The sequence below is a fragment of the Micromonospora violae genome (assembly GCF_004217135.1).
Lineage (GTDB): Bacteria > Actinomycetota > Actinomycetes > Mycobacteriales > Micromonosporaceae > Micromonospora > Micromonospora violae.
Window position 1 is genome coordinate 4,905,127 of sequence record NZ_SHKK01000001.1, and the last position, 24,437, is coordinate 4,929,563.

The window sequence follows — 24,437 nt, forward strand, 5'->3', positions numbered from 1 at the left end:
CGGGATCCTGCCCCAGTCAGGGGCGGGGGGTACATCCAATTACCGGGTGACGCGCAGCACGCGGAAGCCCTTCTGGCTGGCGTACCGTTCGACCTGCCAGCTCTGCTCGGTGAGCCAGCGTTGCAGCGAGTCGCCGCCGAGGTGCCGGGCGACGACCAGCCAGCCGACGCCGTCGGGGGCGAGTCGGGGCAGCCAGCGCAGCAGCAGGTCGTGCAGCCCGTCCTTGCCGATCCGGATGGGTGGGTTGGACCAGAGTTGGGCGAAGCGGACGTCGTCCGGAACGTCGTCCGGTGCGCTGACCCGGACCCGGTCGGCGGCGCCGACCCGGACCGCGTTGGCGGCGGTCAGCTCGCGGGCCCGGGCGTTGACGTCGACGGCCCAGATTGTGCTGGCGGGGGCGAGGTCGGCCAGCACGCAGCTGATCGGCCCGAATCCGCAGCCGAGGTCGAGCAGGTCGCCGCCGGTGTCGGCGGCGGGCAGCTCAGCCTTGCGCAGGAGCACGGCGGTGCCCGGGTCGAGTCGGCTGGCGGAGAAGACCCCGCCGGCCGAGGCGAGCCGGTAGTCGCGGTCGGCGACGGAGAACTCGACCTCGCGCGCCGGGGCGTCGCTGGTGGGCTGAGCGGTGAAGTAGTGGTCGCCGGTCACCTGGCAATTCTCGCATCGGCCTGCGGGTGATCGTCGGGGCGATCCTCTTCCCCGGGGACCTGGCGCGACCCGCACGTACAATTACCCGAAATTACCCCCTAAAGGGACAATGGCTCCTACTCTGGGCGACATGGTGTATCGGTACCAGTCCGATGAGGACGCTTTCGAGGAGTACCCGGAGCCCGGGTCCGATCTGTCGGCGCTCGGCGCCGGTCCGCCCCCACCGGCCGGGCCCTCTCCGTCACGCTTCCCCACGCCGTCGCTGCCCCGGCCGAACCAGCTCTCGCTGCCGTCGTCGCAGCCACCGCCGACTCGGATCGACGTTCCGCAGCCCGCGCCGACCCGGGCCGACATCCCGCCCGCCCCACCCCACAGCCAGATCTACTCCTCGGCGACGCCCGCGGAGCCGCCCACCCGGCGCAGCGGCGGCCGACTGTGGCAGGTCCTCATCGGCGGCGCGGCCGTCCTCGTGCTGCTCGCCCTCTGCGGTCTCGGTGCCGCCGCGTTTCTCATCGACCGCAACGAACAGCCGCAGACCAACCCGACATACCAGCCGAACGCCGCACCCACAACGCACACGTCGGAACGGCTGGCCCTCGACTCCCGGGACACCGACCAGGCCCCGCTCACCGCCAAGGAACTCTTCCCCGGCAAGGAGTTGAAGCTCACCGACGGACAGCCGAGCTATCAGGTGCTCAAGACCCAGTCCAGCGGAAGCTGCGCCGTTGCCGCCACCGACGAGGTGGCCGACCTGCTGGTCCGGCTCGGCTGCAACCAGGTCGTCCGAGCCACGCTGAGTACGCCCGACGGCGACCACCTGGTCACCACCGGCCTGTTCAACCTCACCGACAAGGTCAGCGCGGAACGAGCCCGGGACCGGCTCCGGCAGGTTCTCGACGAGCGGCAGGGCCGGTTCCGTGGCCTCACCGCCGACGACGTCGACGGCACCGAGGTCCTGGCCAGCGCTCCGGCCCGCGTCGGCTGGCAGGTCCGGGGCCACTACCTGGCGTACGCCCTGGTGGTCCGCGAGGACGGGGTGGTGATCAAGGCGGGTGACGCCAAGGTCCGCGAGATCCTGTTCGACATGATCGAGCTGCACCTCAGCCGGGGCGTGCTCCAGAGCCGGGCCGACGGTGGCACCGCCGCACAACCGACAGCGGGCCCGACCGGCAATAACGCGAACCAGGACGACGGCCTGCCGGGCGACTGACCCGGCGGGCGGTCAACCCTCGATCGGGACCCGCAACCGGCGGGTGAGGGTGGCGCGGTGGGCGTACTCGCCCGGATCGGCCGGGTAGCCGACGGCGACCAGGGTCAGCCCGTGCGCGGGGGCCACAGTCACCTCGCTGGACCGCTCCCGCTGGCTGAGCAGGGTGCCCGGCCACTCGACCGGGCGACGGCCGTCCCCGGCCACCAGCATGGCCCCCACCAGGCTGCGCACCATCGCCTGGCAGAACGCGTCGGCCTGCACGGTGGCGACCAGGATGCCGTCCGGGTCGCGACGCCAGTCCAGTCGGGTCACCTCGCGCAGCGTCGTCGCGTGTTCCTTGCGCCGGCAGTACGCGGCGAAGTCGTGCTCCCCCACCAGCCCGGTCGCGGCCGCATTCAACGCGGCCAGGTCCAACGGTTTCGGCCAGGCCAGCACCTCGTGCCGGCGCAGCGGCTCGGCACCGAAGGGCGCATCGGTGACCCGGTACTCGTAGCGCCGGAAGGTAGCCGAGAACCGGGCGTCGAAGTCGGCCGGCACCTCGGTCATCGCCCGTACCCGCACGTCGGTCGGGAGCAGCCGGGCCAGGCGACGCAGCAGCCGCCCCTCGTGCTGTCGCCACACCTCGACCGGCAGGTCCACATGACACACCTGCCCCGTGGCGTGCACCCCCGCGTCGGTCCGCCCGGCCACGGTCAGCCCGGTGGCCGTACCGGCGCCGAGGACCAGGTCCAGGGTCTCGACGAGCACCCCCGCGACGGTACGACGGGTCGGCTGGGCAGCCCAGCCGGAGAAGCCGGTGCCGTCGTACGAGACGTCCAGCCGTAGCCGGATCCGCTCGTCCACCTCGTACCTCCTGTTACGGGTCGGGCCCGGCACCCCAGGGGGGTGCCGGGCCCGAGAATGCCCTTCGATCAGGCCTTGTTCTCGGTGGCCTCGTCGCTGTCCTCGCGGGCGGCGGCGGTGTCACCGGACACCGACACCGGCGCCTCGGAGTCCTGGTCGGCCGGGGCCGACTGCGGGGCCTCGTCGGCCGGGGCGAGCGCCTCGACCTTGTCCTGCTGCGCGGCCTTGCGGGCGGCGGTCTTCTTGTTCACCTTCGGCTCGGCGACCTGAAGCTCCTCCACCAGCTCGATGATGGCCATCGGAGCGTTGTCACCCTTGCGCGGACCGGTCTTCACGATCCGGGTGTAACCGCCGGGGCGGTTGGAGTACCGGGGCGCGATCTGGTCGAACAGGGCGTACACGACGTCCTTGTCCTTGACGACACCCAGCACCCGACGCCGCGAGGCGAGGTCACCGCGCTTGGCCTTGGTGATGAGCTGCTCGGCCAGCGGGCGCAACCGCCGGGCCTTCGTCTCGGTGGTCTGGATCTTCCCGTGCTGGAACAGCGCGGTCGCCAGGTTGGCCAGCATCAGCCGCTCGTGCGAGGGGCTGCCGCCGAGGCGGGGGCCCTTGGTGGGCGTGGGCATTTTTGGTGCTCCTCAGTTGTGGCGGCAGCGCGGACTAGAGCTGCTCGGTCTCGCGGTAGTCGTCGGTGTCGTAGTCGGCCTCGCCGAAGGTGTCCACGACGTGCGCCGGGTCGAAGTTCGGAGCCGAGTCCTTCAGCCCGAGACCCATCCCGGCGAGCTTCATCTTGACCTCGTCGATCGACTTCTGACCGAAGTTGCGAATGTCGAGGAGGTCGGCCTCGGTACGCCCGATGAGCTCACCAACGGAGTTGATGCCCTCGCGCTTGAGGCAGTTGTAGGAGCGGACGGTGAGGTCCAACTCCTCGATCGGCAGAGCGAGGTCCGCCGCCAGCTGGGCGTCCTGCGGGGACGGCCCGATGTCGATGCCCTCGGCGGTCTCGTCCAGCTCCCGGGCAAGCCCGAACAGCTCCACGAGCGTCGAACCGGCGGAGGCCAGCGCGGTGCGCGGACCCATCGACGGCTTGGTCTCGACGTCGATGATCAGCCGGTCGAAGTCGGTGCGCTGCTCGACGCGGGTCGCCTCGACGCGGTAGGTCACCTTCAGCACCGGCGAGTAGATCGAGTCGACCGGGATGCGGCCGATCTCGGCGCCGGACTGCTTGTTCTGCGCCGCCGTCACGTAGCCGCGACCCCGCTCGACGGTCAGCTCCATGTCGAGCCGGCCCTTGCCGTTCAGGGTGGCGAGCTTCAGGTCCGGGTTGTGCACCGAGACGCCGGCCGGCGGCTGGATGTCGCCCGCGGTGACGTCGCCCGGGCCCTGCTTACGCAGGTACATGCTGACCGGCTCGTCGTGCTCGGAGCTGACGCACAGCTCCTTGATGTTCATGACGAGCTCGACCACGTCCTCCTTGACACCGGGGATCGTGGTGAACTCGTGCAGCACACCGTCGATCTTGATCGAGGTGACGGCCGCGCCCGGGATCGACGACAGCAGCGTGCGCCGCAGCGAGTTACCCAGGGTGTAGCCGAAGCCCGGCTCGAGCGGCTCGATGGCGAACCGCGACCGGGTCTCGTTGATCGACTCCTCGGAGAGGGAGGGTCGCTGGCTGATGAGCATCTTTTCTCTTCTCTTCCGGGGCGCCCGCTATTTGACGCCCACGACACAAACTGTTCCGGTGGCCCGCCCCGAAGGGCGGACCACCGAACGAGCTCGGACTACTTGGAGTAGAGCTCGACGATCAGCTGCTCCTGGACCTGCGTGTCGATGACCTGCCGGGCCGGGAGGGAGTGCACGAGCACCTTCATCTGGCTCGGGATGGCCTCAAGCCACGCCGGAACCGTCTTCGAGCCGGCCTGAGCCTGCGCGACGATGAACGGGGTGAGCTCCTTGCTCTTGCCCCGAACCTCGATGATGTCGTGCTCCTTGACGCGGTACGACGGGATGTCGACCTTCTTGCCGTTCACCGTGAAGTGACCGTGCTTGACCAGCTGGCGGGCCATGTCCCGCGAGTGGGCGTAGCCGGCCCGGTAAACGACGTTGTCCAGCCGCGACTCGAGGATCTGCAGGAGGACCTCACCGGTCTTGGCCTGCTTGCCAACGGCTTCCTCGTAGTAACCGCGGAACTGCTTCTCCAGCACGCCGTAAACCCGGCGGGCCTTCTGCTTCTCACGGAGCTGGAGCAGGTACTCCGTCTCCTTGGTGCGGCCGCGGCCGTGCTGCCCGGGCGGGAACGGCCGGGACTCGAACGGGCACTTCGGACCATCGCACTTGCTGCCCTTGAGGAACAGCTTCATCTTCTCCCGCCGGCAACGGCGGCAGTCTGCACCGGTGTAACGAGCCATCTCTCTCTACCTCTCAGACCCGGCGACGCTTCGGCGGACGGCACCCGTTGTGCGGCTGCGGGGTGACGTCGGAGATCTGCCCGACCTCGAGGCCCACGGCCTGCAGCGAACGGATGGCGGTCTCCCGGCCGGAACCGGGACCCTTGACGAACACGTCGACCTTGCGCATGCCGTGCTCCATGGCGCGACGCGCGGCGGCCTCGGCGGCCAGCTGCGCGGCGAACGGAGTCGACTTACGCGAGCCCTTGAAGCCAACCTGGCCGGCGGAGGCCCAGGAGATAACCGCACCGGTCGGGTCCGTGATGGACACGATGGTGTTGTTGAACGTGCTCTTGATGTGCGCCTGCCCGTGGGCGACGTTCTTGCGTTCCTTGCGCCGGACCTTCTTGACAGCGGCTCCGGCACGAGCCTTCGGTGGCATAAGTCTTCTGCGCTCCTAGTTGACTTCCCGATACAGGTTGCGGCCTGGCCTAGCTCGGCGGACCCAGACCCGTATTCCGGTCTACGTCTTACTTCTTGCCGGGCTTCTTCTTGCCGGCGACGGTCCGCTTCGGGCCCTTGCGGGTCCGTGCGTTGGTCTTGGTCCGCTGGCCACGCACGGGCAGGCCCCGGCGGTGCCGGATGCCGGCGTAGCAGCCGATCTCAACCTTGCGGCGGATGTCAGCGGCGACCTCGCGGCGCAGGTCGCCTTCAACCTTGTAGTTGCCCTCGATGTGGTCGCGGAGCTGCACGAGCTCCTCGTCCGTGAGGTCCCGAGCGCGCTTGTCCGGCGAGATGCCGGTGGCGGCGAGTGTCTCCAGGGCGCGGGTGCGACCGACCCCGAAGATGTAGGTGAGCGCGATCTCCATCCGCTTCTCGCGGGGGAGATCCACGCCGACTAGACGTGCCATGTGCGGGCGTACTCCTCGTAATGTGTGGCGGAGGTGTGGACCCGTCCCACCCCGCTACCGGCCGTCCCGTCCTTCCGACGCGGTGAGCGCCGGCGACCGGGATCGGTCGCTGCCCGAGCGGGCCCCGGCCTCCGACCGGGGGTCAGCCACGCAGAGGTACGTCTGGCGTACCGCTCGCGGCTGGGACGAGCATGTGTGATGTGTGTGTCGCTGGGGATCTGCGTGGACCAACGCCATCCGGCCGTGGCCGGAAGGGCTGAGTCAGCCCTGGCGCTGCTTGTGGCGCGGGTCGGTGCAGATGACCATGACCCGGCCGTGCCGGCGGATAACCCGGCACTTGTTGCAGATCCTCTTGACGCTCGGCTTGACCTTCACGGTTGCCTTACTTCCCATCTGGCCCGGAGACGCGCGAGGCGCGACACCGGACGTCGAAGACGGACACGGGACTTCCCGGCCGTCGTCAGGACTACTTGTAGCGGTAGACGATGCGCCCGCGGGTCAGGTCGTACGGCGAAAGTTCGACGACGACCCGGTCCTCAGGAAGGATGCGGATGTAGTGCTGCCGCATCTTCCCGCTGATGTGAGCGAGCACCTTGTGGCCGTTCGCGAGCTCCACCCGGAACATGGCGTTCGGCAGGGGCTCGATGACCCGACCCTCGATCTCAATGGCTCCGTCTTTTTTCGGCATGTCCTCCGCTGTCCTGACGTCGATTGCTCCGGGCGGCCCACAACGTCTTACACGGAAATCTGATCAGAATCAGAAGCCCGCGCCAGCCGCGGCTCCAGCTCCCACCGAAGCGCAGGGTGGGCATGCCGGAGTGGACGCTGTGCGCCGATCTGAAAGTGTACGCCGGCCTGCACTCCCCCGCCAAACCGACCACCCCCCAACTCAACCAACCCCTCCACACCCCCACCCCTGGCCCTCGTTGATCATGAAGTTATGGCCAGGACACGCCGGCACTGACGGCAGTAACTTCATGATCAACGGGTCGGGTGGGGGTTCCGGGGACTGGGGTGGGTGGGGTTAGAGGCCGGATGGGGGGTCGTTGGGGTTGAGGGCACGTTTTGTCCGCTTACGCTCGCGGCGGCGCTGGCGCCTGATGGCCTCGCGTCGGGGCTCCGCCCCGGCCAACCCCGTTACCGTGCGGACCACCAGCACCGCGCCCCAGGGCCCCGCCACCCAGGCCGGCCAGAAGTACAGCAGGTCCTGGCTGAGCAACGACGTGACCGCCCAGATGGTCACCACGATGGCGATCACCCGCAGGTACGGGGACCACACCTCGGCCAACCAGCGGGCGGTGACACCCCGGACGGGGACCTGACCGGCCTCGTCGCCCGGCAGGCTCACCGTCGACGCGGCGGCCGGCGCCAGGCCCGACCGCTGCGCGGGCGTCACCGGCGGCAGATCCGTGAGCAGAACCTCAAGGTCGGCGTAGGTGCGGGCCGCGTAGGCCCGTTGCAACCGCTCGTCGTACTCGTGCAGATCCAGCCGACCCTCGTTCAGTGCGACCCGCAGCCGGTCGGCGACCGCCGAGCGGTCCGAGTCCGAGGCTCGCATCCCGTCCCGCCCGTCCATGCCGGCAAGCATGCCACCGCCGCGCCACTTCCGCCCGCCCCCAAGGCTCGGTCGATCATGAAGTTGTCGCCAGCGTGACCGGCGTGTCAGCGCAACAACTTCATGATCAACGGGGAGTGGCGGGGGTTAGGGGGTTTTGGAGGTGGCTGGTTGGCGTGCGGTGACCAGATCGCCCAGCCGGGCCCGGCCCCCGTCGAACGCGGTGAGCACCCAGACCCCGTCCGGCAGCAGCGCCATCGAGTGCTCAACGTGCGCGGCCCTCGAGCCGTCCCGGGTGACGACCGTCCAGCCGTCGGCCAATTCGACGGTACGCGGGGACGCCATCGTGATCATCGGTTCGATGGCCAGCGCCATTCCGGGGACCAGTCGCGGACCCTTGCCCGGCCGACCGTGGTTGAGCACATGCGGGTCCTGGTGCATCTCGGTGCCGATGCCGTGCCCGCCGTAACCGTCGACGATGCCGTACCGACCACCCTTGCGGACGGCGGTCTCCACCGCGTGCGAGATGTCGGTGAGGCGGCCCTTGCCGCTGGCCGCGCCGCGCGCCGCGGCGGCGATGCCGGCCCACATCGCGTCCTCGGCGACCTCGGCCATCTTCAGCAGCGCCGGGTCGACGTCGCCGACCCCGACCGTGATCGCGGAGTCGCCGTGCCAGCCGTTCAGCACCGCGCCGCAGTCGATGGAGATCAGGTCACCGTCCTGGAGCACCTGCTTCGGCGACGGGATGGCATGCACGATCTGCTCGTTGACGGAGGAGCAGATCGACGCCGGGAAACCGTGGTAGCCCTTGAACGACGGAACGGCACCCGCCTCGCGGATGGTCGCCTCGGCGATGGCATCCAGATCGGCGGTGCTCACGCCGGGGGCGACAGCCTCCCGCATCCGGCGAAGCGCCTCGGCCACCACCAACCCGGCGGCGCGCATCTTCTCGATCTGGTCAGGGCTCTTCAGCTGGATGTCCAGCTGGGGACGACGCATGGAGCGATTACCTTTCGTGGCCGTTCAGCGGGGCACATAACGCGTACCCCGCTGTTCGCACTCTATCCGCCGTGGCCCGGCGGGACCTCAGCCGCCGTACGACCGCAGCGCGTCGATGGCCCGGGTGGTGACGTCCTCCACCGGGCCGGTGGCGTCGATCCCGACCAGCTTGCCCTGAGCGCCGTAGTAGTCGACCAGGGGTGCGGTCTTCTCGCTGTACTCGCGAAGCCGCGTGGCGATCGTCTCCGGCTTGTCATCGTCGCGCTGGAACAGCTCGGCGCCGCACCTGTCGCAGATCCCCGGCCGGGTGGTGGCGTCGAACTCGACGTGCCAGATCTTGCCGCAGCCCCGGCAGGTACGCCGACCGGAGAGCCGCCGGATCACCTCGTCGTCGTCGACGACCAGCTCCAGGACCAGATCCAGGGCGGTGCCCAGATCGGCGAGGAGCTTGTCCAGAGCGGCCGCCTGCGGAGTCGTCCGCGGGAAGCCGTCGAGCAGGAAACCCTCGCTGGCGTCGGGCTCGGCCAGCCGGTCCCGGACCATGTTGATGGTGACCTCGTCCGGAACCAGCTCGCCCGCGTCCATGTACCGCTTCGCCTCGACACCGAGCGGCGTGCCCTGGGTGACGTTCGACCGGAAGATGTCTCCGGTCGAAATCTTCGGCACCGAGAGGTGCGCGGCGATGAACTCGGCCTGCGTGCCCTTGCCCGCGCCCGGCGGGCCAACCAGAACGAGTCTCATCTACCGCAGGAACCCTTCGTAGTTCCGCTGCATGAGTTGGCTCTCGATCTGCTTCACGGTCTCCAGACCGACGCCGACCATGATGAGCACAGCGGTGCCGCCGAACGGGAAGTTCTGGTACTGCTGGTTGTCCAGCCAGATGAAGAAGAAGTTCGGCAGGATCGAGATGACACCCAGGTAGATCGCGCCCGGCAGGGTGATCCGGCTGAGGATGAAGTCCAGGTAGTCGGCGGTCGGCTTGCCCGGCCGGATGCCCGGCACGAACCCGCCGTACTTCTTCATGTTGTCCGCGACCTCGGTCGGGTTGAACGTGATCGAGACGTAGAAGTACGTGAAGAAGATGATCAGCAGGAAGTAGACCGAGATGTAGATCGGGCTGCTCGGGTTGACCAGGTTGTTCTGGATCCACGCCTGCGTCTTGCCCGGGTCGGTCTGGTCGAAGAACTGCAGCGCCAGCTGCGGCAGGTAGAGCAGCGACGAGCCGAAGATGACCGGGATCACACCCGCCTGGTTCACCTTGAGCGGGATGTAGGTCGAGGTGCCGCCGTACATCCGCCGGCCGATCATCCGCTTGGCGTACTGCACCGGGATCCGGCGCTGCGCCTGCTCGATGAAGGTGACCGCGGTGATGACCACCAGGACCAGCACGATGACCAGGGCGAACATGTCCCAGCCCTTGCTGGTCTTGATCTGCCAACCCTCGCTGGGCAGCCGCGCCGCGATCGAGGTGAAGATCAGGACGGACATGCCGTTGCCGACGCCACGGTCGGTGATCAGCTCACCGAGCCACATGACCATGCCGGTGCCGGCGGTCATCGTCATCACCAGGATGGACAGCGTCAGCCAGTCCGGGATGCCGGTGCCCGTCGGGATGATCGGGAACTGGTCGCAGCGGTTCTGGAACAGCTGGCCCGAGCGGGCCAGGGCCACGAACGCCGACGCCTGCAGCACACCGAGGCCGAGGGTCAGGTAGCGCGTGTACTGGGTGATCTTCGCCTGACCGGCCTGGCCCTCCTTGCGGAGCTGCTCCAGGCGCGGGATCACGACGGTCAGCAGCTGCAGGATGATCGACGCGGTGATGTAGGGCATGATGCCCAGCGCGAAGACCGAGAGCTGGAGCAGCGCTCCGCCGGAGAAGAGGTTGAGAAGGTTCACCACCCCGGTGGTGTCACCCTGGATGGTGTCGAGGCACTTCTGCACGTTGCCGTACGAGACGCCCGGGCTGGGGAGCGTTGCACCCAGCCGGTAGACCGCAATGATGCCTACTGTGAACAGCAGCTTCTTGCGCAGGTCAGGCGTACGGAACGCACTGAGAAAGGCGGACAGCAACTTCTTCCTCCTGCGCGAGGCGGGCCGCCGGTGATCCCTGGCGGGTCGGGGTGGATCACGGGCGAGTGCCCGCATTCCATGGCTGGGATGGGACTCTAACAGCCTCACCCCGGTCCGGGCAGATGCGCCCGACTACATAAATCGATTCCGATGTTACCGGGCGCTCAGGCCCCAGGCAGACCATGGCGCCCGCCAGTTGTTCTCAACTGGACGAGCGCCATGGTTCGTACGCCTTACAGCTCGGTGGCGGAGCCACCGGCAGCGGCGATCTTCTCCTTGGCCGACGCACTGAACGCGTGCGCAGACACCTGGAGCGCCACACCGCCGAGGTCCCCGGTGCCGAGGACCTTGATCGGGTGACCCTTGCGGACCGCGCCGGACTCAACCAGCTCCAGCGGGCCGACCTGGCCACCGTTCGGGAACAGCTCAGCGAGTCGGTCCAGGTTGACCACCTGGAAGACCACCTTGAACTTGTTCTTGAAGCCCTTCATCTTCGGCAGGCGCATGTGGATGGGCATCTGCCCACCCTCGAACGCCGCCGAGATGTTCTTGCGGGCCTTGGAACCCTTGGTACCGCGACCAGCGGTCTTGCCCTTGGAACCCTCACCGCGACCCACACGGGTCTTCGCGGTCTTGGAACCGGGCGCCGGGCGCAGGTGGTGCACCTTGATCGTCATTACTCGACCTCCTCGACCTTCACGAGGTGGTTGACCGTGAAGATCATGCCGCGGATCTCGGGCCGGTCCTCCTTGACCACCACGTCGTTGATCCGCTTGAGACCGAGCGAACGCAGCGAATCACGCTGGTTCTGCTTGGTCCCGATACCGGACCGGAGCTGGGTGACCTTCAGGCGTGCCATCAGGACGCCACCCCCGCCCGCGACGCCAGCATGGCGGCCGGCGCGACGTCCTCCACCGGCAGACCACGACGCGCCGCGACCTGCTCGGGGGACTCAAGCCCCTTCAGGGCCGCCACGGTGGCGTGCACGATGTTGATCGGGTTCGACGAGCCGAGGCTCTTGGAGAGCACGTCGTGGATCCCGGCGCACTCCAGCACGGCACGCACCGGTCCACCGGCGATGACACCCGTACCGGCCGAGGCCGGCTTGAGCAGCACCACACCGGCAGCGTCCTCACCCGTCACCGGGTGCGGAATCGACTGACCGATCCGCGGGACCTTGAAGAAGTGCTTCTTGGCCTCCTCGACACCCTTGGCGATGGCCGCGGGCACCTCCTTGGCCTTTCCGTAGCCCACGCCGACCGTGCCGTCGCCGTCGCCCACGATCACCAGGGCGGTGAAGCTGAAGCGACGACCACCCTTCACGACCTTGGCGACGCGGTTGATCGCGACGACCCGCTCAAGGTGCGGGGTCTTCTCGACGGGCGCGTTTCCGCGGCCGCCCTCACGGCGGTTGTCGCGGCGACCACCCTCGTTGCCACCGGACCCGCCGCCACGGCGCTGTTGACCTGGCATCAGCAGCCTTCCTTCTCTCTCGTGACGGGGTTGTTAGAACTCGAGCCCGGCTTCGCGGGCGGCGTCGGCAAGCGCGGCGACTCGCCCCGCGTACCGGTTGCCACCGCGGTCGAAGACGACCTTGGAGACGCCGGCGGCCTTGGCCCGCTCGGCGAGCAGCGCGCCCACCTTGCCAGCCAGGGCGCTCTTGTCGCCCTCCGCACCGCGCAGCGAGGCGTCCAGGGTCGACGCCGACGCCAGGGTGTGACCCTTGGTGTCGTCGACGACCTGGGCGACCATGTGCCGCAGCGAGCGGGTGACGACCAGGCGCGGACGCTCGGCCGTACCGCTGACGTTCTTGCGGACGCGGAAGTGTCGACGCGCACGCCCAACGGCGCGCTTGGCGGCGACACCGCGGCGGCGCTTGAGCAGCGTGGCGCTCACTTCTTACCTGCCTTTCCAGCCTTGCGGCGGATGACCTCGCCCTGGTACTTGACGCCCTTGCCCTTGTAGGGCTCCGGCGGGCGGATCTTCCGGATGTTGGCGGCGATCTCACCGACCTGCTGCTTGTCGATGCCAGCCACGTGGAACAGGGTCGGCCGCTCCACCGTGAAGGTGATGCCCGCCGGGGCGGACACGACCACCGGGTGCGAGAACCCGAGCGCGAACTCGAGGTCCGAACCCTTGGCGGTGACCCGGTAACCGGTGCCGGCGATCTCCAGGCTCTTGCGGTAGCCCTCGGTGACCCCGACGATCATGTTGGCGATCAGCGTACGGCTCAGGCCGTGGAGTTCCTTGGCCTTGCGCTCGTCGTTCGGCCGGTTGACGCTCAGCTGCCCATCCTCGGCCCGCTCGATCGTGATCGGCTCGGCGAGGGTGTGCTCAAGCTGGCCCTTGGGCCCCTTGACCTTGACGGTTTGCCCGTCGATCGTGATATCGACGCCGGCTGGTACCGGGATCGACTTACGTCCAATTCGCGACATTTCTACCTGTCTCCCGTTACCAGACGAAGGCGAGGACTTCCCCGCCAACACTCCGCTTGCGGGCCTGCCGGTCGGTCAGCAGCCCCTGGGACGTCGAAATGATCGCCACGCCCAGCCCACCGAGCACCCGTGGGAGCCCGTCCGACTTGGCGTACACCCGGAGACCGGGCTTGGACACGCGCTTGATGCCGGCCAGGCTCCGCTCGCGGTTCTGGCCGTACTTCAGCTCGACGACCAGTCGCTTGCCGACGGCGCCCTCCTCGGGCTCCTCGACCGACCAGGTGGCGATGTAACCCTCGGCCTTCAAGACCTCGGCGATGTTCGCCTTGATCTTGGAGTAGGGCATCTTCACCTGATCGTGGTACGCCTGGTTGGCGTTACGCAGACGCGTGAGCATGTCTGCGATCGGGTCGGTCATCGTCATGGATTTCGTCAGCCTTTCTCGCCGGGGTTCCCGGGGCATCAGCCCCGGGCCTACGGCGAAGAGCAATACCTAATCGGTGCAGGAGTTCCCAGCCGACGGCCGGGACGCGGTCGCCCTTACCAGGAAGCCTTGGACACGCCCGGCAGCTCACCGCGGTGAGCCATCTCCCGGATGCAGACCCGGCAGAGCCCGAACTTGCGGTAGACCGCCTTCGGACGCCCGCACCGCTGGCAGCGGGTGTACGCGCGAACCGAGAACTTCGGCTTCGCGGCCGCCTTGATGATCAGCGCCTTCTTGGCCATCTCAGTTCTCCTTGAACGGGAAGCCCAGGAGCTTGAGCAGCGCCCGGCCCTCGTCGTCGGTCGTGGCGGTCGTAACCACCGTGATGTCCATGCCCCGCTGCCGATCGATCTTGTCCTGGTCGATCTCGTGGAACACCGACTGCTCGGTCAGACCGAACGTGTAGTTGCCGTGCCCGTCCAGCTTGCGCCCGTCCAAGCCGCGGAAGTCGCGGATACGCGGCAGCGCGATGGAGAGCAGCCGGTCCAGGAACTCCCACATCCGGTCGCCACGAAGGGTGACCTTCGCGCCGATCGGCATGCCCTCGCGGAGCTTGAACTGCGCGATGGACTTGGTCGCCCGCCGCACCTGCGGCTTCTGGCCGGTGATCGTGGCGAGGTCGCGGACCGCACCATCGATCAGCTTGGCGTCGCGAGCAGCCTCGCCGACACCCATGTTGACGACGATCTTGACCAGCCGCGGCACCTGCATGGGGTTGCCGTAGCTGTGCTGCTCACGCAGCTGGGCCACGATCTCGTTGCGGTACCGCTCCTTGAGGCGCGGCAGGGTCTTTTCGGTAGCCGTGGTCATCACAGGTCCTTACCGGTGCTACGCGCGATGCGGACCTTCTGGCCGTTGTCGTCGATCCGGTAACCGACGCGGGTCGGCTTGCCGTCGGAGTCCAGGACCTGCACGTTCGAGACGTGGATCGGGGCCTCCTGAGTGACGATGCCGCCGGTCTTGGCGCCACGCTGGGTGGTGCTGATGCGGGTGTGCTTCTTGACCCGGTTCACGCCCTCGACCAGGACCTTGTCCTGCCGCGGGTAGGCCGCAATGACCTTGCCCTTGGCACCCTTGTCCTTGCCGGCGATGACGACGACCGTGTCGCCCTTCTTGACCTTCACGGTCACAACACCTCCGGCGCGAGGGAAATAATCTTCATGAACCGCTTGTCCCGCAGCTCCCGGCCCACCGGGCCGAAGATACGGGTTCCACGCGGGTCCCCGCCGTCCTTGATGATGACGGCGGCGTTCTCGTCGAAGCGGATGTACGAGCCATCCGGACGGCGCTTCTCCTTGGCCGTGCGAACGACGACCGCCTTGACGACGTCGCCCTTCTTCACACCGGCACCCGGGATGGCGTCCTTGACCGTGGCCACGATGACGTCGCCGATGCTCGCGTAGCGCCGACCCGAGCCACCGAGAACCCGGATGCACAGGATCTCCCGAGCACCCGTGTTGTCGGCGACGCGCAGTCGCGACTCCTGCTGAATCACGTCTATCTCCTATGTCTGCCGGTTCTCCGGCCGCCGTAGCGGCCGGAGCCTGGCGGAACCAACGCCCGACGCAACGCCGGGCGAGCTCGAGCCTTCGCTACTTGGCCTTTTCCAGGATCTCCACGATCCGCCAACGCTTGGTGGCGCTCAGCGGCCGGGTCTCCATGATGAGAACCCGGTCACCGGTGCCAGCGGCGTTCTGCTCGTCGTGCACCTTCAGCTTGCTCGTACGACGCATGATCTTGCCGTACAGCGCGTGCCGAACCCGGTCCTCGACCTCGACCACGACGGTCTTGTCCATCTTGTCGCTGACCACCAGGCCCTCACGGACCTTGCGGCGGGACCGCGCGGCGGCGGTGGCGGTCTCTTCGGTCATGATGCAGTCACCTCAGTCGGCGCGGCCGAGAGCCCCAGCTCGCGCTCGCGCATGATCGTGTAGATCCGGGCGATCTCCCGACGGATGACCTGCAACCGCCGGTTGTTGTCCAGCTGCCCGGTTGCGGCCTGCACGCGGAGGTTGAACAGCTCCGCCTTGGCCTCCCGCAGCTTCGTGACCAGCTCCTCCTCGGAGAGCTCACGCAGCTCGGTCGCCTTAACGCCCGCTGCCATCAGGATTCACCCACTTCGCGCGTAACAATGCGGCACTTCATCGGGAGCTTGTGGATCGCGCGACGCATGGCCTCTCGCGCGATCTGCTCGTTGGGGAAGGACATCTCGAAGAGAACCCGCCCCGGCTTGACGTTGGCGACCCACCACTCGGGCGAACCCTTGCCGGAACCCATCCGGGTCTCGGCAGGCTTCTTGGTGAGGGCCTGGTCCGGGAAGATCGTGATCCAGACCTTGCCACCACGCTTGATGTGGCGAGTCATCGCGATACGTGCCGACTCGATCTGCCGGTTCGTCACGTACGCCGGCTCGAGAGCCTGGATCCCGAACTCGCCGAACACCACCCGGTTACCACCCTTGGACGCGCCACTGCGGTCCGGGTGGTGCGGCTTGCGGAAGCCCTTCGGGGGCTTGCGCGGCATCAGCATCTGTCAGCCCTCCTGCTGCGTTTCTGCCGGAGCAGCAGTGGCGGCGACAGCTGCGCTGTCGACCGGCTCGCCGCTCGGCGTCTCGGCCTGCTGCGCGATGGTGGTCGCAGCAGCCCGGCCGGCCTCGGTGCCACCAGCCGTGGTGCCGGACGAACCCGACCGGCCACGGCGCGGACGCTCGGGACGGTCGCCGCGCTCACCACGACGCGGGCGGGACGGACCGGCCTCGGCCGGAGCCTCCCGGCCCGGGACGGCGTCGCCCTTGTAGATCCAGACCTTCACACCGATCCGACCGAACGTGGTACGGGCCTCGAAGAAGCCGTACTCGATGTTGGCCCGCAGCGTGTGCAGCGGAACCCGGCCCTCACGGTAGAACTCGGTGCGGCTCATCTCGGCGCCGCCGAGGCGACCCGAAACCTGAACCCGGATGCCCTTGCAGACCGGGTTCTTCATCGCCGACTGCATGGCCTTGCGCATCGCCCGACGGAAGCTGACCCGGCTGGACAGCTGCTCGGCCACGCCCTGCGCGACCAGCTGAGCGTCCGACTCGGGGTTCTTCACCTCGATGATGTTCAGCTGAACCTGCTTGCCGGTGAGCTTCTCCAGCTCGCCGCGGATCCGGTCGGCCTCCGCACCCTTACGGCCGATGACAATGCCCGGCCGGGCGGTGTGGATGTCGACGCGGACCCGGTCGCGGGTGCGCTCGATGTCGACCTTGGAAATCCCGGCACGCTCGAGGCCCTTGGACATCATGCGGCGGATCTTGACATCCTCGCCGATGTAGTCCTTGTAGAGCTTGTCCGCGAACCAGCGTGACTTCCAGTCGGTCGAGATGCCGAGCCGGAACCCAGTGGGGTGAACCTTCTGACCCATTACTCGGCGTCCTCCGTCTTGCTCTGCGCTTCGGCCGGTGCGGCCTCCGTGGCCGGGGCGGCCTTCTTCGCCGCGGCCTTCCTCGGCGCTGCCGGCGCGACCGCTTCGACCGCCACGGTGATGTGGCAGGTGCGCTTGCGGATTCGGTACGCCCGACCCTGCGCCCGCGGCTGGAACCGCTTCATCGTCGGGCCCTCGTCCACGAAGGCCTCGCTGACGAGCAGCGCGTCGGGGTCCAGCCGCTCGTTGTTCTCCGCGTTGGCGATCGCGCTAGCGAGCACCTTGTACACCTGCTCGCTCGCAGCCTGCGGCGCGAACTGCAGCACCGTGAGCGCCTCCTTCGCGGGCAGGCCGCGGACGAGGTTGACCACCCGGCGCGCCTTCATCGGCGAGATGCGCACGTGCCGCGCAACCGCCCGCGCGCCCGGAAGCACCGGAGCGTCGCCCTTTCCTGGCATCGCTGTAACCCCTTGTTCCCTCTATCCGTATGCCCGCGGCGTCAGCGCCGACGGCTCTTCCGGTCGTCCTTCTCGTGACCCTTGAACGTGCGGGTCAGCGCGAACTCGCCGAGCTTGTGCCCGACCATCGCCTCGGTCACGAACACCGGGACGTGCTTGCGTCCGTCATGCACGGCGATCGTGTGCCCCAGCATCTCCGGGATGATCGTCGAGCGCCGCGACCAGGTCTTGATCACGTTCTTGGAGCCCTTGTCGTTCTGAACTTCCACCTTCTTGAGCAGGTGGTCGTCGACGAACGGGCCCTTCTTCAGGCTGCGAGGCATGTCTTATCTCCCTCAGCCGCGCTTACGCGTGGCGTAGCGGCGGCGGACGATCAGCCGGTCACTCGGCTGGCCCTTACGGCGGGTGCGGCCCTCGGGCTTACCCTGCGGGTTGACCGGGTGGCGACCACCGGAGGTCTTACCCTCACCACCACCGTGCGGGTGGTCGACCGGGTTCATGGCGACACCACGGACGGTCGGGCGCTTGCCCTTCCACCGCATCCGGCCGGCCTTACCCCAGTTGATGTTCGACTGGTCGGCGTTGCCGATCTCGCCGATGCTGGCGCGGCAGCGGACATCCACCCGCCGGATCTCACCGGACGGCATGCGCAGGGTCGCGTACGCGCCCTCGCGGCCGAGCAGCTGGATGCCGACGCCTGCGGAACGGGCCAGCTTGGCGCCGCCGCCCGGACGCAGCTCCACGTTGTGGATCGTGGTACCGACCGGGATGTTGCGCAGCGGCAGGTTGTTACCCGGCTTGATGTCGGCGCCCGGACCGGACTCGACGCGGTCGCCCTGCTTCATGTCCTTCGGCGCGATGATGTACCGCTTCTCGCCGTCGGCGTAGTGCAGCAGCGCGATGCGCGCCGTGCGGTTCGGGTCGTACTCGATGTGAGCGACCTTCGCCGGCACGCCGTCCTTGTCGACCCGCTTGAAGTCGATCAGACGGTACTGGCGCTTGTGACCGCCACCGTGGTGCCGCGTGGTGATCCGGCCGTGGGCGTTACGCCCGCCCTTCTTCGGCAACGGAGCCAGCAGCGACTTCTCCGGCGTGGACCGGGTGATCTCGGCGAAGTCAGCGACACTCGAGCCACGTCGGCCCGGCGTCGTCGGCTTGTACTTACGGATAGCCATTGTCTACACCCCTCAGCTGACCGGGCCGCCGAAGGCCTCGATGCGGTCACCGTCAGCCAGCTTCACGATCGCCCGCTTGGTCGCCTTGCGCTGACCGAAGCCGGTCTTGGTGCGCTTGCGCTTCCCCTGGCGGTTGAGCGTGTTGACCGTCAGGACGCGGACGTTGAAGATCTGCTGGATAGCGATCTTGATCTCGGTCTTGTTCGCGTCCGGGTGCACCAGGAAGGTGTACCAGTTCCGGTTCAGCTCGCTGTAGCTCTTCTCCGAGACGACCGGCGCCACGATGATGTCGCGCGGGTCGGCGATGGTGCTCACTTGCCACCCTCCTCGGTGGTCTCGGCGGGCACGCCCAGGAATTCGTCCAGGGCGTCCTTGGTGAAGACCACGTCGTCGGCCACCAGCACGTCGTACGTGTTCAGCTGGCCGGACTCGATCAGGTGCACCCGCGGCTCGTTGCGCAGCGACACCCAGTTCAGCTCGTCGGTGCTGCTCAGCACGACCAGGACCCGACGGGCCTCGGTGAGCTTGGTCAGCGTGGCCAGGGCCGCCTTGGTCGACGGCTTCTCGCCCGAGACGAACGCCTCGACGACGTGCACCTGCCCGGCGCGGGCCCGGTCGGAGAGGGCACCCCGCAGAGCGGCGGCCTTCATCTTCTTCGGGGTCCGCTGGCTGTAGTCGCGCGGCACGGGACCGTGCACGACGCCACCGCCGGCGAACTGCGGCGCGCGGATCGAGCCCTGCCGGGCGCGACCGGTGCCCTTCTGCTTGTACGGCTTCTTGCCGCCACCGGCGACCTCGCCGCGGGTCTTGGCCTTGTGCGTGCCCTGTCGGGCCGCCGCGAGCTGGGCCACCACGACCTGGTGCATCAGCGCGACGTTGGCCTGCACGTCGAAGATGTCCTCCGGCAGCTCGACCGAGCCGCTGGTGGTGCCTTCGACGGTGCGCACGTCAACGGTGGTCACTTGGCCGCACCGCCCTTCTTCACCTTGCTCTTGGCCGCGGTACGGACCAGAACGAGCGCGCCCTTGGGACCAGGAATGGCACCCCGGACGAGCAGCAGGTTGTTCTCGGTGTCGACCGCCTGGACGGTGAGGTTCTGCACGGTGTACCGCACGCCACCCATCCGGCCGGCCATCCGGGTGCCCTTGAAGACACGACCCGGAGTGGCGCAGGCGCCGATGGAGCCGGGCGAGCGGTGCTTGCGCTCGACACCGTGGCTGGCGCGCAGACCGTGGAAGCCGTGCCGCTTCATCGGGCCGGCGTAGCCCTTGCCCTTGGTCTTGCCGGTGACGTCGATGGTGACGCCGGCCGGGAACTCGTCGACCGTGATTTCCTGGCCGAGCGAGTACTCCCCAGCGTCCGTGGTGCGCAGCTCGACGATGTGCCGGCGCGGCGCCACGTCCGCCTTGGCGTAGTGCCCGCTGATCGGCTTCTTGACCTTGCGCGGGTCGATGGTGCCGTACGCGAGCTGGACCGCGGAGTAACCGTCCTTCTCGGCGCTACGAACCTGGCTGATGACGCACGGGCCGGCCTCGACCACGGTCACGGGGACAACACGGTTGTTGTCCCAGACCTGGGTCATGCCGAGCTTGGCGCCCAGGATCCCCTTGACTTGCCTGTCCATTTGTCCGGTCCCTACAGCTTGATCTCGATGTCGACGCCAGCCGGCAGGTCGAGGCGCATGAGCGAGTCGACCGTCTTCGGGGTCGGGTCGATGATGTCGATCAGCCGCTTGTGCGTGCGCATCTCGAAGTGCTCGCGCGAGTCCTTGTACTTGTGCGGCGAGCGGATAACGCAGAAACGGTTGATCTCCGTGGGCAGCGGCACCGGGCCCGCGACCTGCGCCCCGGTGCGCGTCACCGTCTCGACGATCTTCCGAGCCGAGGAGTCGACGACCTCGTGGTCATAGGCCTTGAGCCGGATGCGGATCTTCTGTCCCGCCATGGTGGCTTCTGTTCCTTCTCTCGATGCCGCTGTGTTGCGGGCGCCTGTACCGGCTGGCACAGGCCCACTTCGCCGACCCCCGCGGTCGGGCGTGTCGCGCCCTCGGGCCGAGCTCCGCCCCGTGGTTCCGGAGTGGTGCTGACCGCGCGGTGGGTCAAGGCGCCGATCGCATTACCGCGACCTGAACGCCGTGCGAGGGTGGTTGGCGACTGGGCCGCCAACCACCCTACGCTCGACTGTCTCGCCACCCGGAGGTTCAGCGGAAGCCGAACACAGGCGACGAACTGTCGTTACGCAACCTGACTAGTATGCCGCACGACCGGCGGCGGGTCTAATCGGGGTTACCTAGTTCACTTGACGATCTTGGTGACGAACCCGGCGCCGACGGTGCGGCCACCCTCGCGGATCGCGAACTTGAGGTTCTCCTCCATGGCGATGGGCTGGATCAGCTTCACCGCCATGGACGTGTTGTCACCAGGCATGACCATCTCGGTGCCCTCGGGGAGGGTGACGACACCGGTGACGTCCGTGGTCCGGAAGTAGAACTGCGGACGGTAGTTCTGGAAGAACGGGGTGTGCCGGCCGCCCTCCTCCTTGGAGAGGATGTAGACCGTCGCCTCGAACTCCGTGTGCGGGGTCGTGGTGCCCGGCTTGATGACGACCATGCCGCGCTCGACGTCCTCGCGCTTGGTGCCACGCAGCAGCAGACCGACGTTCTCGCCTGCGCGGGCGTCGTCCAGGGTCTTCCGGAACATCTCGATCGCGGTGACCTTGGTCTTGAAGCCCTTCTCGCGGATGCCGACAACCTCGACGTCCTCGTTCGGGAGCAGCACGCCACGCTCGACACGACCGGTGACGACGGTGCCACGACCGGTGATCGTGAACACGTCCTCGACGGGCATGAGGAACGGCTTCTCGGTCTCGCGCTCCGGCTGCGGGATCGCGGTGTCGACCGCGCTCATCAGCTCAAGCAGCTTCGCGGTCCACACCGGGTCGCCCTCGAGCGCCTTCAGCGCGGAGACCTGGACGACCGGCAGGTCGTCACCCGGGTACTCCTGCGAGGAGAGCAGCTCACGGACCTCGAGCTCGACGAGCTCCAGGAGCTCCTCGTCATCGACCATGTCGCTCTTGTTGAGCGCCACGACGATGTACGGCACACCGACCTGACGGGCCAGCAGCACGTGCTCGCGGGTCTGCGGCATCGGGCCGTCGGTCGCCGCGACCACCAGGATCGCGCCGTCCATCTGGGCGGCACCGGTGATCATGTTCTTGATGTAGTCGGCGTGCCCAGGGCAGTCGACGTGCGCGTAGTGCCGCGACTCGGTCTGGTACTCGACGTGCGCGATCGAGATCGTGATACCGCGGGCCTTCTCCTCCGGCGCCTTGTCGATCTCGTCGAACGGCGTGTAAGGGTTCAGGTCCGGGTACTGGTCGTGCAGGACCTTGGTGATGGCCGCCGTCAGCGTCGTCTTACCGTGGTCGATGTGACCAATGGTGCCGATGTTGACGTGCGGCTTAGTCCGCTCGAACTTAGCCTTCGCCACTGGTGTCCTCCTGTGGACTTCTTGGTTCGTACGCCCGGCGCGCCGGTCGGCGCTTAGGACTCTGTCGACAGCCTTTCCGGCCTGACGGCCGGAGAGCCTTTGTGGGTTCTGCGGCGATGAAGCCTACAGGCCCGGTCTCACGCGATCCGATCGTGGTGGCCGCGGGCGGGTGAAACCTCCCGCGACCGACCACGAATCACCTGCTCAGGGCTTTACTCGCCCGTTGCCTTCGCGATGATCTCCTTCGCGACGCTCTGCGGAACCTCGGCGTAGGAGTCGAACTGCATGCTGTAGCTAGCCCGGCCCTGGGTCTTCGACCGCAGGTCGCCGACGTAGCCGAACATCTCCGACAACGGCACCAGGGCCCGGACGATGCGGGCGCCGCTGCGCTCCTCCATCGCCTGGATGATGCCGCGGCGGGAGTTGAGGTCACCGATGACGTCACCCATGTTCTCCTCAGGAGTGGTGACTTCAACGGCCATCATCGGCTCGAGCAGTGCCGGATCGGCCTTGCGGGCCGCGTCCTTCATCACCATCGAGCCGGCGATCTTGAATGCCATTTCCGACGAGTCGACCTCGTGGTACTGGCCGTCCAGCAGGGTCAGCTTCACGCCGACCAGCGGGAAGCCGGCCAGGACGCCGTACTGAAGCGCGTCCTGCGCACCCGCGTCCACCGAGGGGATGAACTCCCGGGGGATGCGGCCACCGGTGACGGCGTTGGCGAACTCGTAGGTCGGCGACTCGTTGTCCAGCGGAAGCGGCTCGACGCTCACGATCACGCGGGCGTACTGACCCGAACCACCGGTCTGCTTCTTGTGGGTGTACTCGACCTTCTCCACCTTGCGGCGGATGGTCTCGCGGTACGCCACCTGCGGCTTGCCGACGTTGGCCTCGACGTTGAACTCGCGGCGCATCCGGTCGACCAGGATGTCCAGGTGCAGCTCACCCATGCCGGAGATGACCGTCTGACCGGTCTCCTCGTCCAACTGGACGCGGAAGGTCGGGTCCTCCTCGGCCAGGCGCTGGATGGCCGTGCCCAGCTTCTCCTGGTCGGACTTGGTCTTCGGCTCGATCGCCACCGAGATGACCGGCTCCGGGAACGTCATCGACTCCAGGATGACCGGGTTCGCCGGGTCGGAGAGAGTGTCGCCGGTGGTGGTCTGCTTGAGACCCTGCACGGCGATGATGTCGCCGGCCTGCGCCGACGGACGCTCTTCCCGCTTGTTGGCGTGCATCTGGTAGATCTTGCCGATCCGCTCCTTGCGGTCCTTGGTGGAGTTGACCACCTGGGAACCGGAATCGAGCGTGCCGGAGTAGACCCGCACGTAGGTGAGCTTGCCCAGGTGCTTGTCCGTCTGGATCTTGAAGGCCAGACCGGAGAAGGGCTCCGAGTTGGACGGCTTACGCAGCAGCGGGGTCTCGCCGTCGGGGGCCGTACCCTCGATGGCCGGAACGTCCAGCGGCGACGGCAGGAAGTCGACAACGGCGTCGAGCATGGGCTGGACGCCCTTGTTCTTGAACGCCGAGCCGCACAGCACCGGGTTGGCCTTGCCGGCGATGGTGGCACGCCGGACAGCGGCCTTGATCTCCTCAACGGAGACCTCGTCGCCCTCCAGGTACTTCTCCATCACCGCGTCGTCGACGTCGGCGAGGGTCTCCATCAGCTTCTCGCGCCACTCGGCGGCGGAGTCGGCCAGCTCGGCCGGGATCTCCTCAACCGCGTAGTCCTCACCCTTCTGGGTCTCCCCGCGCCAGGTGAGGGCGCGCATGCCGATCAGGTCGACGACACCGATGTGGTCACCCTCGAGCCCGATCGGGATCTGGAGAACCAGCGGGGTGGCGTTCAGCCGGTCGATCATCATCTGCACGCAGCGGAAGAAGTCGGCACCGGTGCGGTCGAGCTTGTTGACGAAGCACATACGCGGGACGTTGTACTTGTCGGCCTGCCGCCAGACGTTCTCCGTCTGCGGCTCCACGCCGGCGACACCGTCGTAAACGGCTACCGCACCATCCAGGACGCGCAACGACCGCTCGACCTCGACCGTGAAGTCGACGTGGCCAGGCGTGTCGATGATCTGGATCGTGTGGCCCTTCCACTCACACTTGGTAGCAGCGGAGGTGATGGTGATACCACGCTCCTGCTCCTGCTCCATCCAGTCCATGACGGCGGCGCCCTCGTGGACCTCACCGATCTTGTACGTGATGCCGGTGTAGAACAGGATTCGCTCGGTGGTCGTGGTCTTACCGGCATCGATGTGCGCCATGATGCCGATGTTGCGTACGTTGGCGAGCGCGTCTGCGGCGGCCACTTCAATCCCTACTTATCGTCGTCTCGACTCAACTGGTGGCGGTTCCGGCGCCCAGAGGCGCCGGAA

37 protein-coding genes are annotated in these 24,437 nt (G+C 67.7%); 1 reads left to right on the forward strand and 36 read right to left on the reverse strand.

Annotated elements, in window-relative coordinates:
• Positions 1-39 precede the first annotated feature (39 nt).
• Positions 40-645, reverse strand: coding sequence for a class I SAM-dependent methyltransferase (locus EV382_RS21810; RefSeq protein WP_130404715.1), 606 nt, complete (start codon positions 643-645; stop codon positions 40-42).
• Between the two features lie 130 nt (positions 646-775).
• Here EV382_RS21810 and EV382_RS21815 point away from each other — a divergent pair, with 130 nt between their 5' ends.
• Positions 776-1,855, forward strand: a complete 1,080-nt coding sequence (locus EV382_RS21815) for a hypothetical protein (protein WP_244236781.1) — start codon at positions 776-778, stop codon at positions 1,853-1,855.
• A 12-nt stretch (positions 1,856-1,867) separates the two neighbouring features.
• Here the strand turns inward: EV382_RS21815 and truA are convergent, their stop codons facing one another.
• From truA to fusA, 35 genes are all read right to left on the reverse strand, one after another.
• Complete coding sequence (truA, locus tag EV382_RS21820) at positions 1,868-2,698, reverse strand: tRNA pseudouridine(38-40) synthase TruA (RefSeq protein WP_130404719.1); 831 nt, start codon at positions 2,696-2,698, stop codon at positions 1,868-1,870.
• Positions 2,699-2,766: 68 nt separating this feature from the next.
• On the reverse strand, positions 2,767-3,324 hold the full coding sequence (gene rplQ / locus EV382_RS21825; protein ID WP_130404721.1) for a 50S ribosomal protein L17: 558 nt from the start codon (positions 3,322-3,324) through the stop codon (positions 2,767-2,769).
• A gap of 34 nt (positions 3,325-3,358) precedes the next feature.
• Positions 3,359-4,381, reverse strand: coding sequence for a DNA-directed RNA polymerase subunit alpha (locus EV382_RS21830; RefSeq protein ID WP_007465227.1), 1,023 nt, complete (start codon positions 4,379-4,381; stop codon positions 3,359-3,361).
• Between the two features lie 98 nt (positions 4,382-4,479).
• Positions 4,480-5,106, reverse strand: coding sequence for a 30S ribosomal protein S4 (gene rpsD / locus EV382_RS21835; protein WP_030489600.1), 627 nt, complete (start codon positions 5,104-5,106; stop codon positions 4,480-4,482).
• Positions 5,107-5,119: 13 nt separating this feature from the next.
• Positions 5,120-5,527: a 30S ribosomal protein S11 gene (rpsK, locus tag EV382_RS21840; protein ID WP_007073011.1), complete on the reverse strand. Its 408-nt coding sequence runs from the start codon at positions 5,525-5,527 to the stop codon at positions 5,120-5,122.
• Between the two features lie 88 nt (positions 5,528-5,615).
• On the reverse strand, positions 5,616-5,996 hold the full coding sequence (gene rpsM / locus EV382_RS21845) for a 30S ribosomal protein S13 (protein WP_007465236.1): 381 nt from the start codon (positions 5,994-5,996) through the stop codon (positions 5,616-5,618).
• Between the two features lie 261 nt (positions 5,997-6,257).
• Positions 6,258-6,371 (reverse strand): 50S ribosomal protein L36, encoded by a 114-nt coding sequence (gene rpmJ, locus EV382_RS21850; protein WP_012184307.1) that lies wholly within the window; start codon positions 6,369-6,371, stop codon positions 6,258-6,260.
• 91 nt (positions 6,372-6,462) lie between these two features.
• Complete coding sequence (infA, locus tag EV382_RS21855) at positions 6,463-6,684, reverse strand: translation initiation factor IF-1 (RefSeq protein ID WP_007073013.1); 222 nt, start codon at positions 6,682-6,684, stop codon at positions 6,463-6,465.
• 336 nt (positions 6,685-7,020) lie between these two features.
• Complete coding sequence (locus EV382_RS21860) at positions 7,021-7,554, reverse strand: DUF1707 SHOCT-like domain-containing protein (RefSeq protein ID WP_130409074.1); 534 nt, start codon at positions 7,552-7,554, stop codon at positions 7,021-7,023.
• Between the two features lie 144 nt (positions 7,555-7,698).
• On the reverse strand, positions 7,699-8,550 hold the full coding sequence (gene map / locus EV382_RS21865) for a type I methionyl aminopeptidase (RefSeq protein ID WP_130404723.1): 852 nt from the start codon (positions 8,548-8,550) through the stop codon (positions 7,699-7,701).
• Between the two features lie 87 nt (positions 8,551-8,637).
• Entirely contained in the window at positions 8,638-9,291 is a 654-nt protein-coding gene (locus EV382_RS21870) for an adenylate kinase (RefSeq protein ID WP_088950228.1), read from the reverse strand.
• Positions 9,292-10,620, reverse strand: a complete 1,329-nt coding sequence (secY, locus tag EV382_RS21875) for a preprotein translocase subunit SecY (protein WP_130404725.1) — start codon at positions 10,618-10,620, stop codon at positions 9,292-9,294.
• A gap of 233 nt (positions 10,621-10,853) precedes the next feature.
• Positions 10,854-11,297: a 50S ribosomal protein L15 gene (gene rplO, locus EV382_RS21880; protein WP_130404727.1), complete on the reverse strand. Its 444-nt coding sequence runs from the start codon at positions 11,295-11,297 to the stop codon at positions 10,854-10,856.
• A complete protein-coding gene (gene rpmD / locus EV382_RS21885) occupies positions 11,297-11,479 on the reverse strand; it encodes a 50S ribosomal protein L30 (protein WP_030329904.1) in 183 nt (60 codons plus the stop codon). Before rpmD ends, rplO begins: the two co-directional genes overlap by 1 nt.
• Positions 11,479-12,093 (reverse strand): 30S ribosomal protein S5, encoded by a 615-nt coding sequence (gene rpsE, locus EV382_RS21890; protein ID WP_013288621.1) that lies wholly within the window; start codon positions 12,091-12,093, stop codon positions 11,479-11,481. Before rpsE ends, rpmD begins: the two co-directional genes overlap by 1 nt.
• A 33-nt stretch (positions 12,094-12,126) precedes the next feature.
• Positions 12,127-12,516: a 50S ribosomal protein L18 gene (rplR, locus tag EV382_RS21895; RefSeq protein ID WP_091402381.1), complete on the reverse strand. Its 390-nt coding sequence runs from the start codon at positions 12,514-12,516 to the stop codon at positions 12,127-12,129.
• Entirely contained in the window at positions 12,513-13,055 is a 543-nt protein-coding gene (gene rplF / locus EV382_RS21900; protein ID WP_130404729.1) for a 50S ribosomal protein L6, read from the reverse strand. Before rplF ends, rplR begins: the two co-directional genes overlap by 4 nt.
• A 16-nt stretch (positions 13,056-13,071) precedes the next feature.
• A complete protein-coding gene (gene rpsH / locus EV382_RS21905) occupies positions 13,072-13,479 on the reverse strand; it encodes a 30S ribosomal protein S8 (RefSeq protein WP_007465270.1) in 408 nt (135 codons plus the stop codon).
• Between the two features lie 116 nt (positions 13,480-13,595).
• Complete coding sequence (locus EV382_RS21910; RefSeq protein ID WP_007465272.1) at positions 13,596-13,781, reverse strand: type Z 30S ribosomal protein S14; 186 nt, start codon at positions 13,779-13,781, stop codon at positions 13,596-13,598.
• Position 13,782: 1 nt separating this feature from the next.
• Positions 13,783-14,349, reverse strand: coding sequence for a 50S ribosomal protein L5 (gene rplE, locus EV382_RS21915; protein WP_030329896.1), 567 nt, complete (start codon positions 14,347-14,349; stop codon positions 13,783-13,785).
• Complete coding sequence (gene rplX / locus EV382_RS21920) at positions 14,349-14,669, reverse strand: 50S ribosomal protein L24 (RefSeq protein WP_007465276.1); 321 nt, start codon at positions 14,667-14,669, stop codon at positions 14,349-14,351. The genes rplE and rplX overlap by 1 nt, the downstream gene beginning before the upstream one ends.
• Positions 14,666-15,034: a 50S ribosomal protein L14 gene (gene rplN, locus EV382_RS21925; protein ID WP_007073026.1), complete on the reverse strand. Its 369-nt coding sequence runs from the start codon at positions 15,032-15,034 to the stop codon at positions 14,666-14,668. Before rplN ends, rplX begins: the two co-directional genes overlap by 4 nt.
• Positions 15,035-15,131: 97 nt before the next feature.
• Positions 15,132-15,410: a 30S ribosomal protein S17 gene (gene rpsQ / locus EV382_RS21930; protein WP_030329894.1), complete on the reverse strand. Its 279-nt coding sequence runs from the start codon at positions 15,408-15,410 to the stop codon at positions 15,132-15,134.
• Complete coding sequence (rpmC, locus tag EV382_RS21935; protein ID WP_007465283.1) at positions 15,407-15,643, reverse strand: 50S ribosomal protein L29; 237 nt, start codon at positions 15,641-15,643, stop codon at positions 15,407-15,409. The genes rpsQ and rpmC overlap by 4 nt, the downstream gene beginning before the upstream one ends.
• Positions 15,643-16,068 (reverse strand): 50S ribosomal protein L16, encoded by a 426-nt coding sequence (gene rplP / locus EV382_RS21940; RefSeq protein ID WP_007465292.1) that lies wholly within the window; start codon positions 16,066-16,068, stop codon positions 15,643-15,645. Before rplP ends, rpmC begins: the two co-directional genes overlap by 1 nt.
• A 3-nt stretch (positions 16,069-16,071) precedes the next feature.
• On the reverse strand, positions 16,072-16,941 hold the full coding sequence (gene rpsC / locus EV382_RS21945) for a 30S ribosomal protein S3 (protein WP_091402401.1): 870 nt from the start codon (positions 16,939-16,941) through the stop codon (positions 16,072-16,074).
• Positions 16,941-17,399 (reverse strand): 50S ribosomal protein L22, encoded by a 459-nt coding sequence (rplV, locus tag EV382_RS21950; RefSeq protein WP_007465297.1) that lies wholly within the window; start codon positions 17,397-17,399, stop codon positions 16,941-16,943. Before rplV ends, rpsC begins: the two co-directional genes overlap by 1 nt.
• Before the next feature lie 41 nt (positions 17,400-17,440).
• On the reverse strand, positions 17,441-17,722 hold the full coding sequence (gene rpsS, locus EV382_RS21955; protein WP_007465299.1) for a 30S ribosomal protein S19: 282 nt from the start codon (positions 17,720-17,722) through the stop codon (positions 17,441-17,443).
• Between the two features lie 12 nt (positions 17,723-17,734).
• Complete coding sequence (gene rplB / locus EV382_RS21960) at positions 17,735-18,574, reverse strand: 50S ribosomal protein L2 (protein ID WP_030329891.1); 840 nt, start codon at positions 18,572-18,574, stop codon at positions 17,735-17,737.
• A gap of 12 nt (positions 18,575-18,586) precedes the next feature.
• Complete coding sequence (gene rplW / locus EV382_RS21965) at positions 18,587-18,889, reverse strand: 50S ribosomal protein L23 (protein ID WP_007465304.1); 303 nt, start codon at positions 18,887-18,889, stop codon at positions 18,587-18,589.
• A complete protein-coding gene (gene rplD, locus EV382_RS21970; RefSeq protein ID WP_030489587.1) occupies positions 18,886-19,536 on the reverse strand; it encodes a 50S ribosomal protein L4 in 651 nt (216 codons plus the stop codon). Before rplD ends, rplW begins: the two co-directional genes overlap by 4 nt.
• The gene (gene rplC / locus EV382_RS21975; protein ID WP_130404731.1) at positions 19,533-20,198 is read right to left on the reverse strand and encodes a 50S ribosomal protein L3; all 666 of its coding nucleotides are present in this window, start codon (positions 20,196-20,198) and stop codon (positions 19,533-19,535) included. The genes rplD and rplC overlap by 4 nt, the downstream gene beginning before the upstream one ends.
• 11 nt (positions 20,199-20,209) lie before the next feature.
• The gene (rpsJ, locus tag EV382_RS21980; RefSeq protein WP_007073037.1) at positions 20,210-20,518 is read right to left on the reverse strand and encodes a 30S ribosomal protein S10; all 309 of its coding nucleotides are present in this window, start codon (positions 20,516-20,518) and stop codon (positions 20,210-20,212) included.
• 350 nt (positions 20,519-20,868) lie between these two features.
• Positions 20,869-22,062, reverse strand: coding sequence for an elongation factor Tu (gene tuf, locus EV382_RS21985; RefSeq protein ID WP_130404733.1), 1,194 nt, complete (start codon positions 22,060-22,062; stop codon positions 20,869-20,871).
• A 212-nt stretch (positions 22,063-22,274) separates the two neighbouring features.
• Positions 22,275-24,371: an elongation factor G gene (fusA, locus tag EV382_RS21990; RefSeq protein ID WP_130404735.1), complete on the reverse strand. Its 2,097-nt coding sequence runs from the start codon at positions 24,369-24,371 to the stop codon at positions 22,275-22,277.
• Positions 24,372-24,437: the final 66 nt, after the last annotated feature.

What these genes read in the sequence shown, in the direction of transcription:
- EV382_RS21815 (WP_244236781.1), top strand. Translation starts at nt 776, where the DNA reads ATGGTGTATCGGTACCAGTCCGATGAGGACGCTTTCGAGGAGTACCCG.
- rplQ (WP_130404721.1), bottom strand. Translation starts at nt 3,324, where the DNA reads ATGCCCACGCCCACCAAGGGCCCCCGCCTCGGCGGCAGCCCCTCGCAC.
- EV382_RS21830 (WP_007465227.1), bottom strand. Translation starts at nt 4,381, where the DNA reads ATGCTCATCAGCCAGCGACCCTCCCTCTCCGAGGAGTCGATCAACGAG.
- rpsD (WP_030489600.1), bottom strand. Translation starts at nt 5,106, where the DNA reads ATGGCTCGTTACACCGGTGCAGACTGCCGCCGTTGCCGGCGGGAGAAG.
- rpsK (WP_007073011.1), bottom strand. Translation starts at nt 5,527, where the DNA reads ATGCCACCGAAGGCTCGTGCCGGAGCCGCTGTCAAGAAGGTCCGGCGC.
- rpsM (WP_007465236.1), bottom strand. Translation starts at nt 5,996, where the DNA reads ATGGCACGTCTAGTCGGCGTGGATCTCCCCCGCGAGAAGCGGATGGAG.
- infA (WP_007073013.1), bottom strand. Translation starts at nt 6,684, where the DNA reads ATGCCGAAAAAAGACGGAGCCATTGAGATCGAGGGTCGGGTCATCGAG.
- EV382_RS21860 (WP_130409074.1), bottom strand. Translation starts at nt 7,554, where the DNA reads ATGCGAGCCTCGGACTCGGACCGCTCGGCGGTCGCCGACCGGCTGCGG.
- map (WP_130404723.1), bottom strand. Translation starts at nt 8,550, where the DNA reads ATGCGTCGTCCCCAGCTGGACATCCAGCTGAAGAGCCCTGACCAGATC.
- EV382_RS21870 (WP_088950228.1), bottom strand. Translation starts at nt 9,291, where the DNA reads ATGAGACTCGTTCTGGTTGGCCCGCCGGGCGCGGGCAAGGGCACGCAG.
- rplO (WP_130404727.1), bottom strand. Translation starts at nt 11,297, where the DNA reads ATGACGATCAAGGTGCACCACCTGCGCCCGGCGCCCGGTTCCAAGACC.
- rpmD (WP_030329904.1), bottom strand. Translation starts at nt 11,479, where the DNA reads ATGGCACGCCTGAAGGTCACCCAGCTCCGGTCCGGTATCGGGACCAAG.
- rpsE (WP_013288621.1), bottom strand. Translation starts at nt 12,093, where the DNA reads ATGCCAGGTCAACAGCGCCGTGGCGGCGGGTCCGGTGGCAACGAGGGT.
- rplF (WP_130404729.1), bottom strand. Translation starts at nt 13,055, where the DNA reads ATGTCGCGAATTGGACGTAAGTCGATCCCGGTACCAGCCGGCGTCGAT.
- rpsH (WP_007465270.1), bottom strand. Translation starts at nt 13,479, where the DNA reads ATGACGATGACCGACCCGATCGCAGACATGCTCACGCGTCTGCGTAAC.
- EV382_RS21910 (WP_007465272.1), bottom strand. Translation starts at nt 13,781, where the DNA reads ATGGCCAAGAAGGCGCTGATCATCAAGGCGGCCGCGAAGCCGAAGTTC.
- rplE (WP_030329896.1), bottom strand. Translation starts at nt 14,349, where the DNA reads ATGACCACGGCTACCGAAAAGACCCTGCCGCGCCTCAAGGAGCGGTAC.
- rpsQ (WP_030329894.1), bottom strand. Translation starts at nt 15,410, where the DNA reads ATGACCGAAGAGACCGCCACCGCCGCCGCGCGGTCCCGCCGCAAGGTC.
- rpmC (WP_007465283.1), bottom strand. Translation starts at nt 15,643, where the DNA reads ATGGCAGCGGGCGTTAAGGCGACCGAGCTGCGTGAGCTCTCCGAGGAG.
- rplP (WP_007465292.1), bottom strand. Translation starts at nt 16,068, where the DNA reads ATGCTGATGCCGCGCAAGCCCCCGAAGGGCTTCCGCAAGCCGCACCAC.
- rpsC (WP_091402401.1), bottom strand. Translation starts at nt 16,941, where the DNA reads ATGGGTCAGAAGGTTCACCCCACTGGGTTCCGGCTCGGCATCTCGACC.
- rplV (WP_007465297.1), bottom strand. Translation starts at nt 17,399, where the DNA reads ATGCCAGGAAAGGGCGACGCTCCGGTGCTTCCGGGCGCGCGGGCGGTT.
- rpsS (WP_007465299.1), bottom strand. Translation starts at nt 17,722, where the DNA reads ATGCCTCGCAGCCTGAAGAAGGGCCCGTTCGTCGACGACCACCTGCTC.
- rplB (WP_030329891.1), bottom strand. Translation starts at nt 18,574, where the DNA reads ATGGCTATCCGTAAGTACAAGCCGACGACGCCGGGCCGACGTGGCTCG.
- rplC (WP_130404731.1), bottom strand. Translation starts at nt 20,198, where the DNA reads ATGGACAGGCAAGTCAAGGGGATCCTGGGCGCCAAGCTCGGCATGACC.
- rpsJ (WP_007073037.1), bottom strand. Translation starts at nt 20,518, where the DNA reads ATGGCGGGACAGAAGATCCGCATCCGGCTCAAGGCCTATGACCACGAG.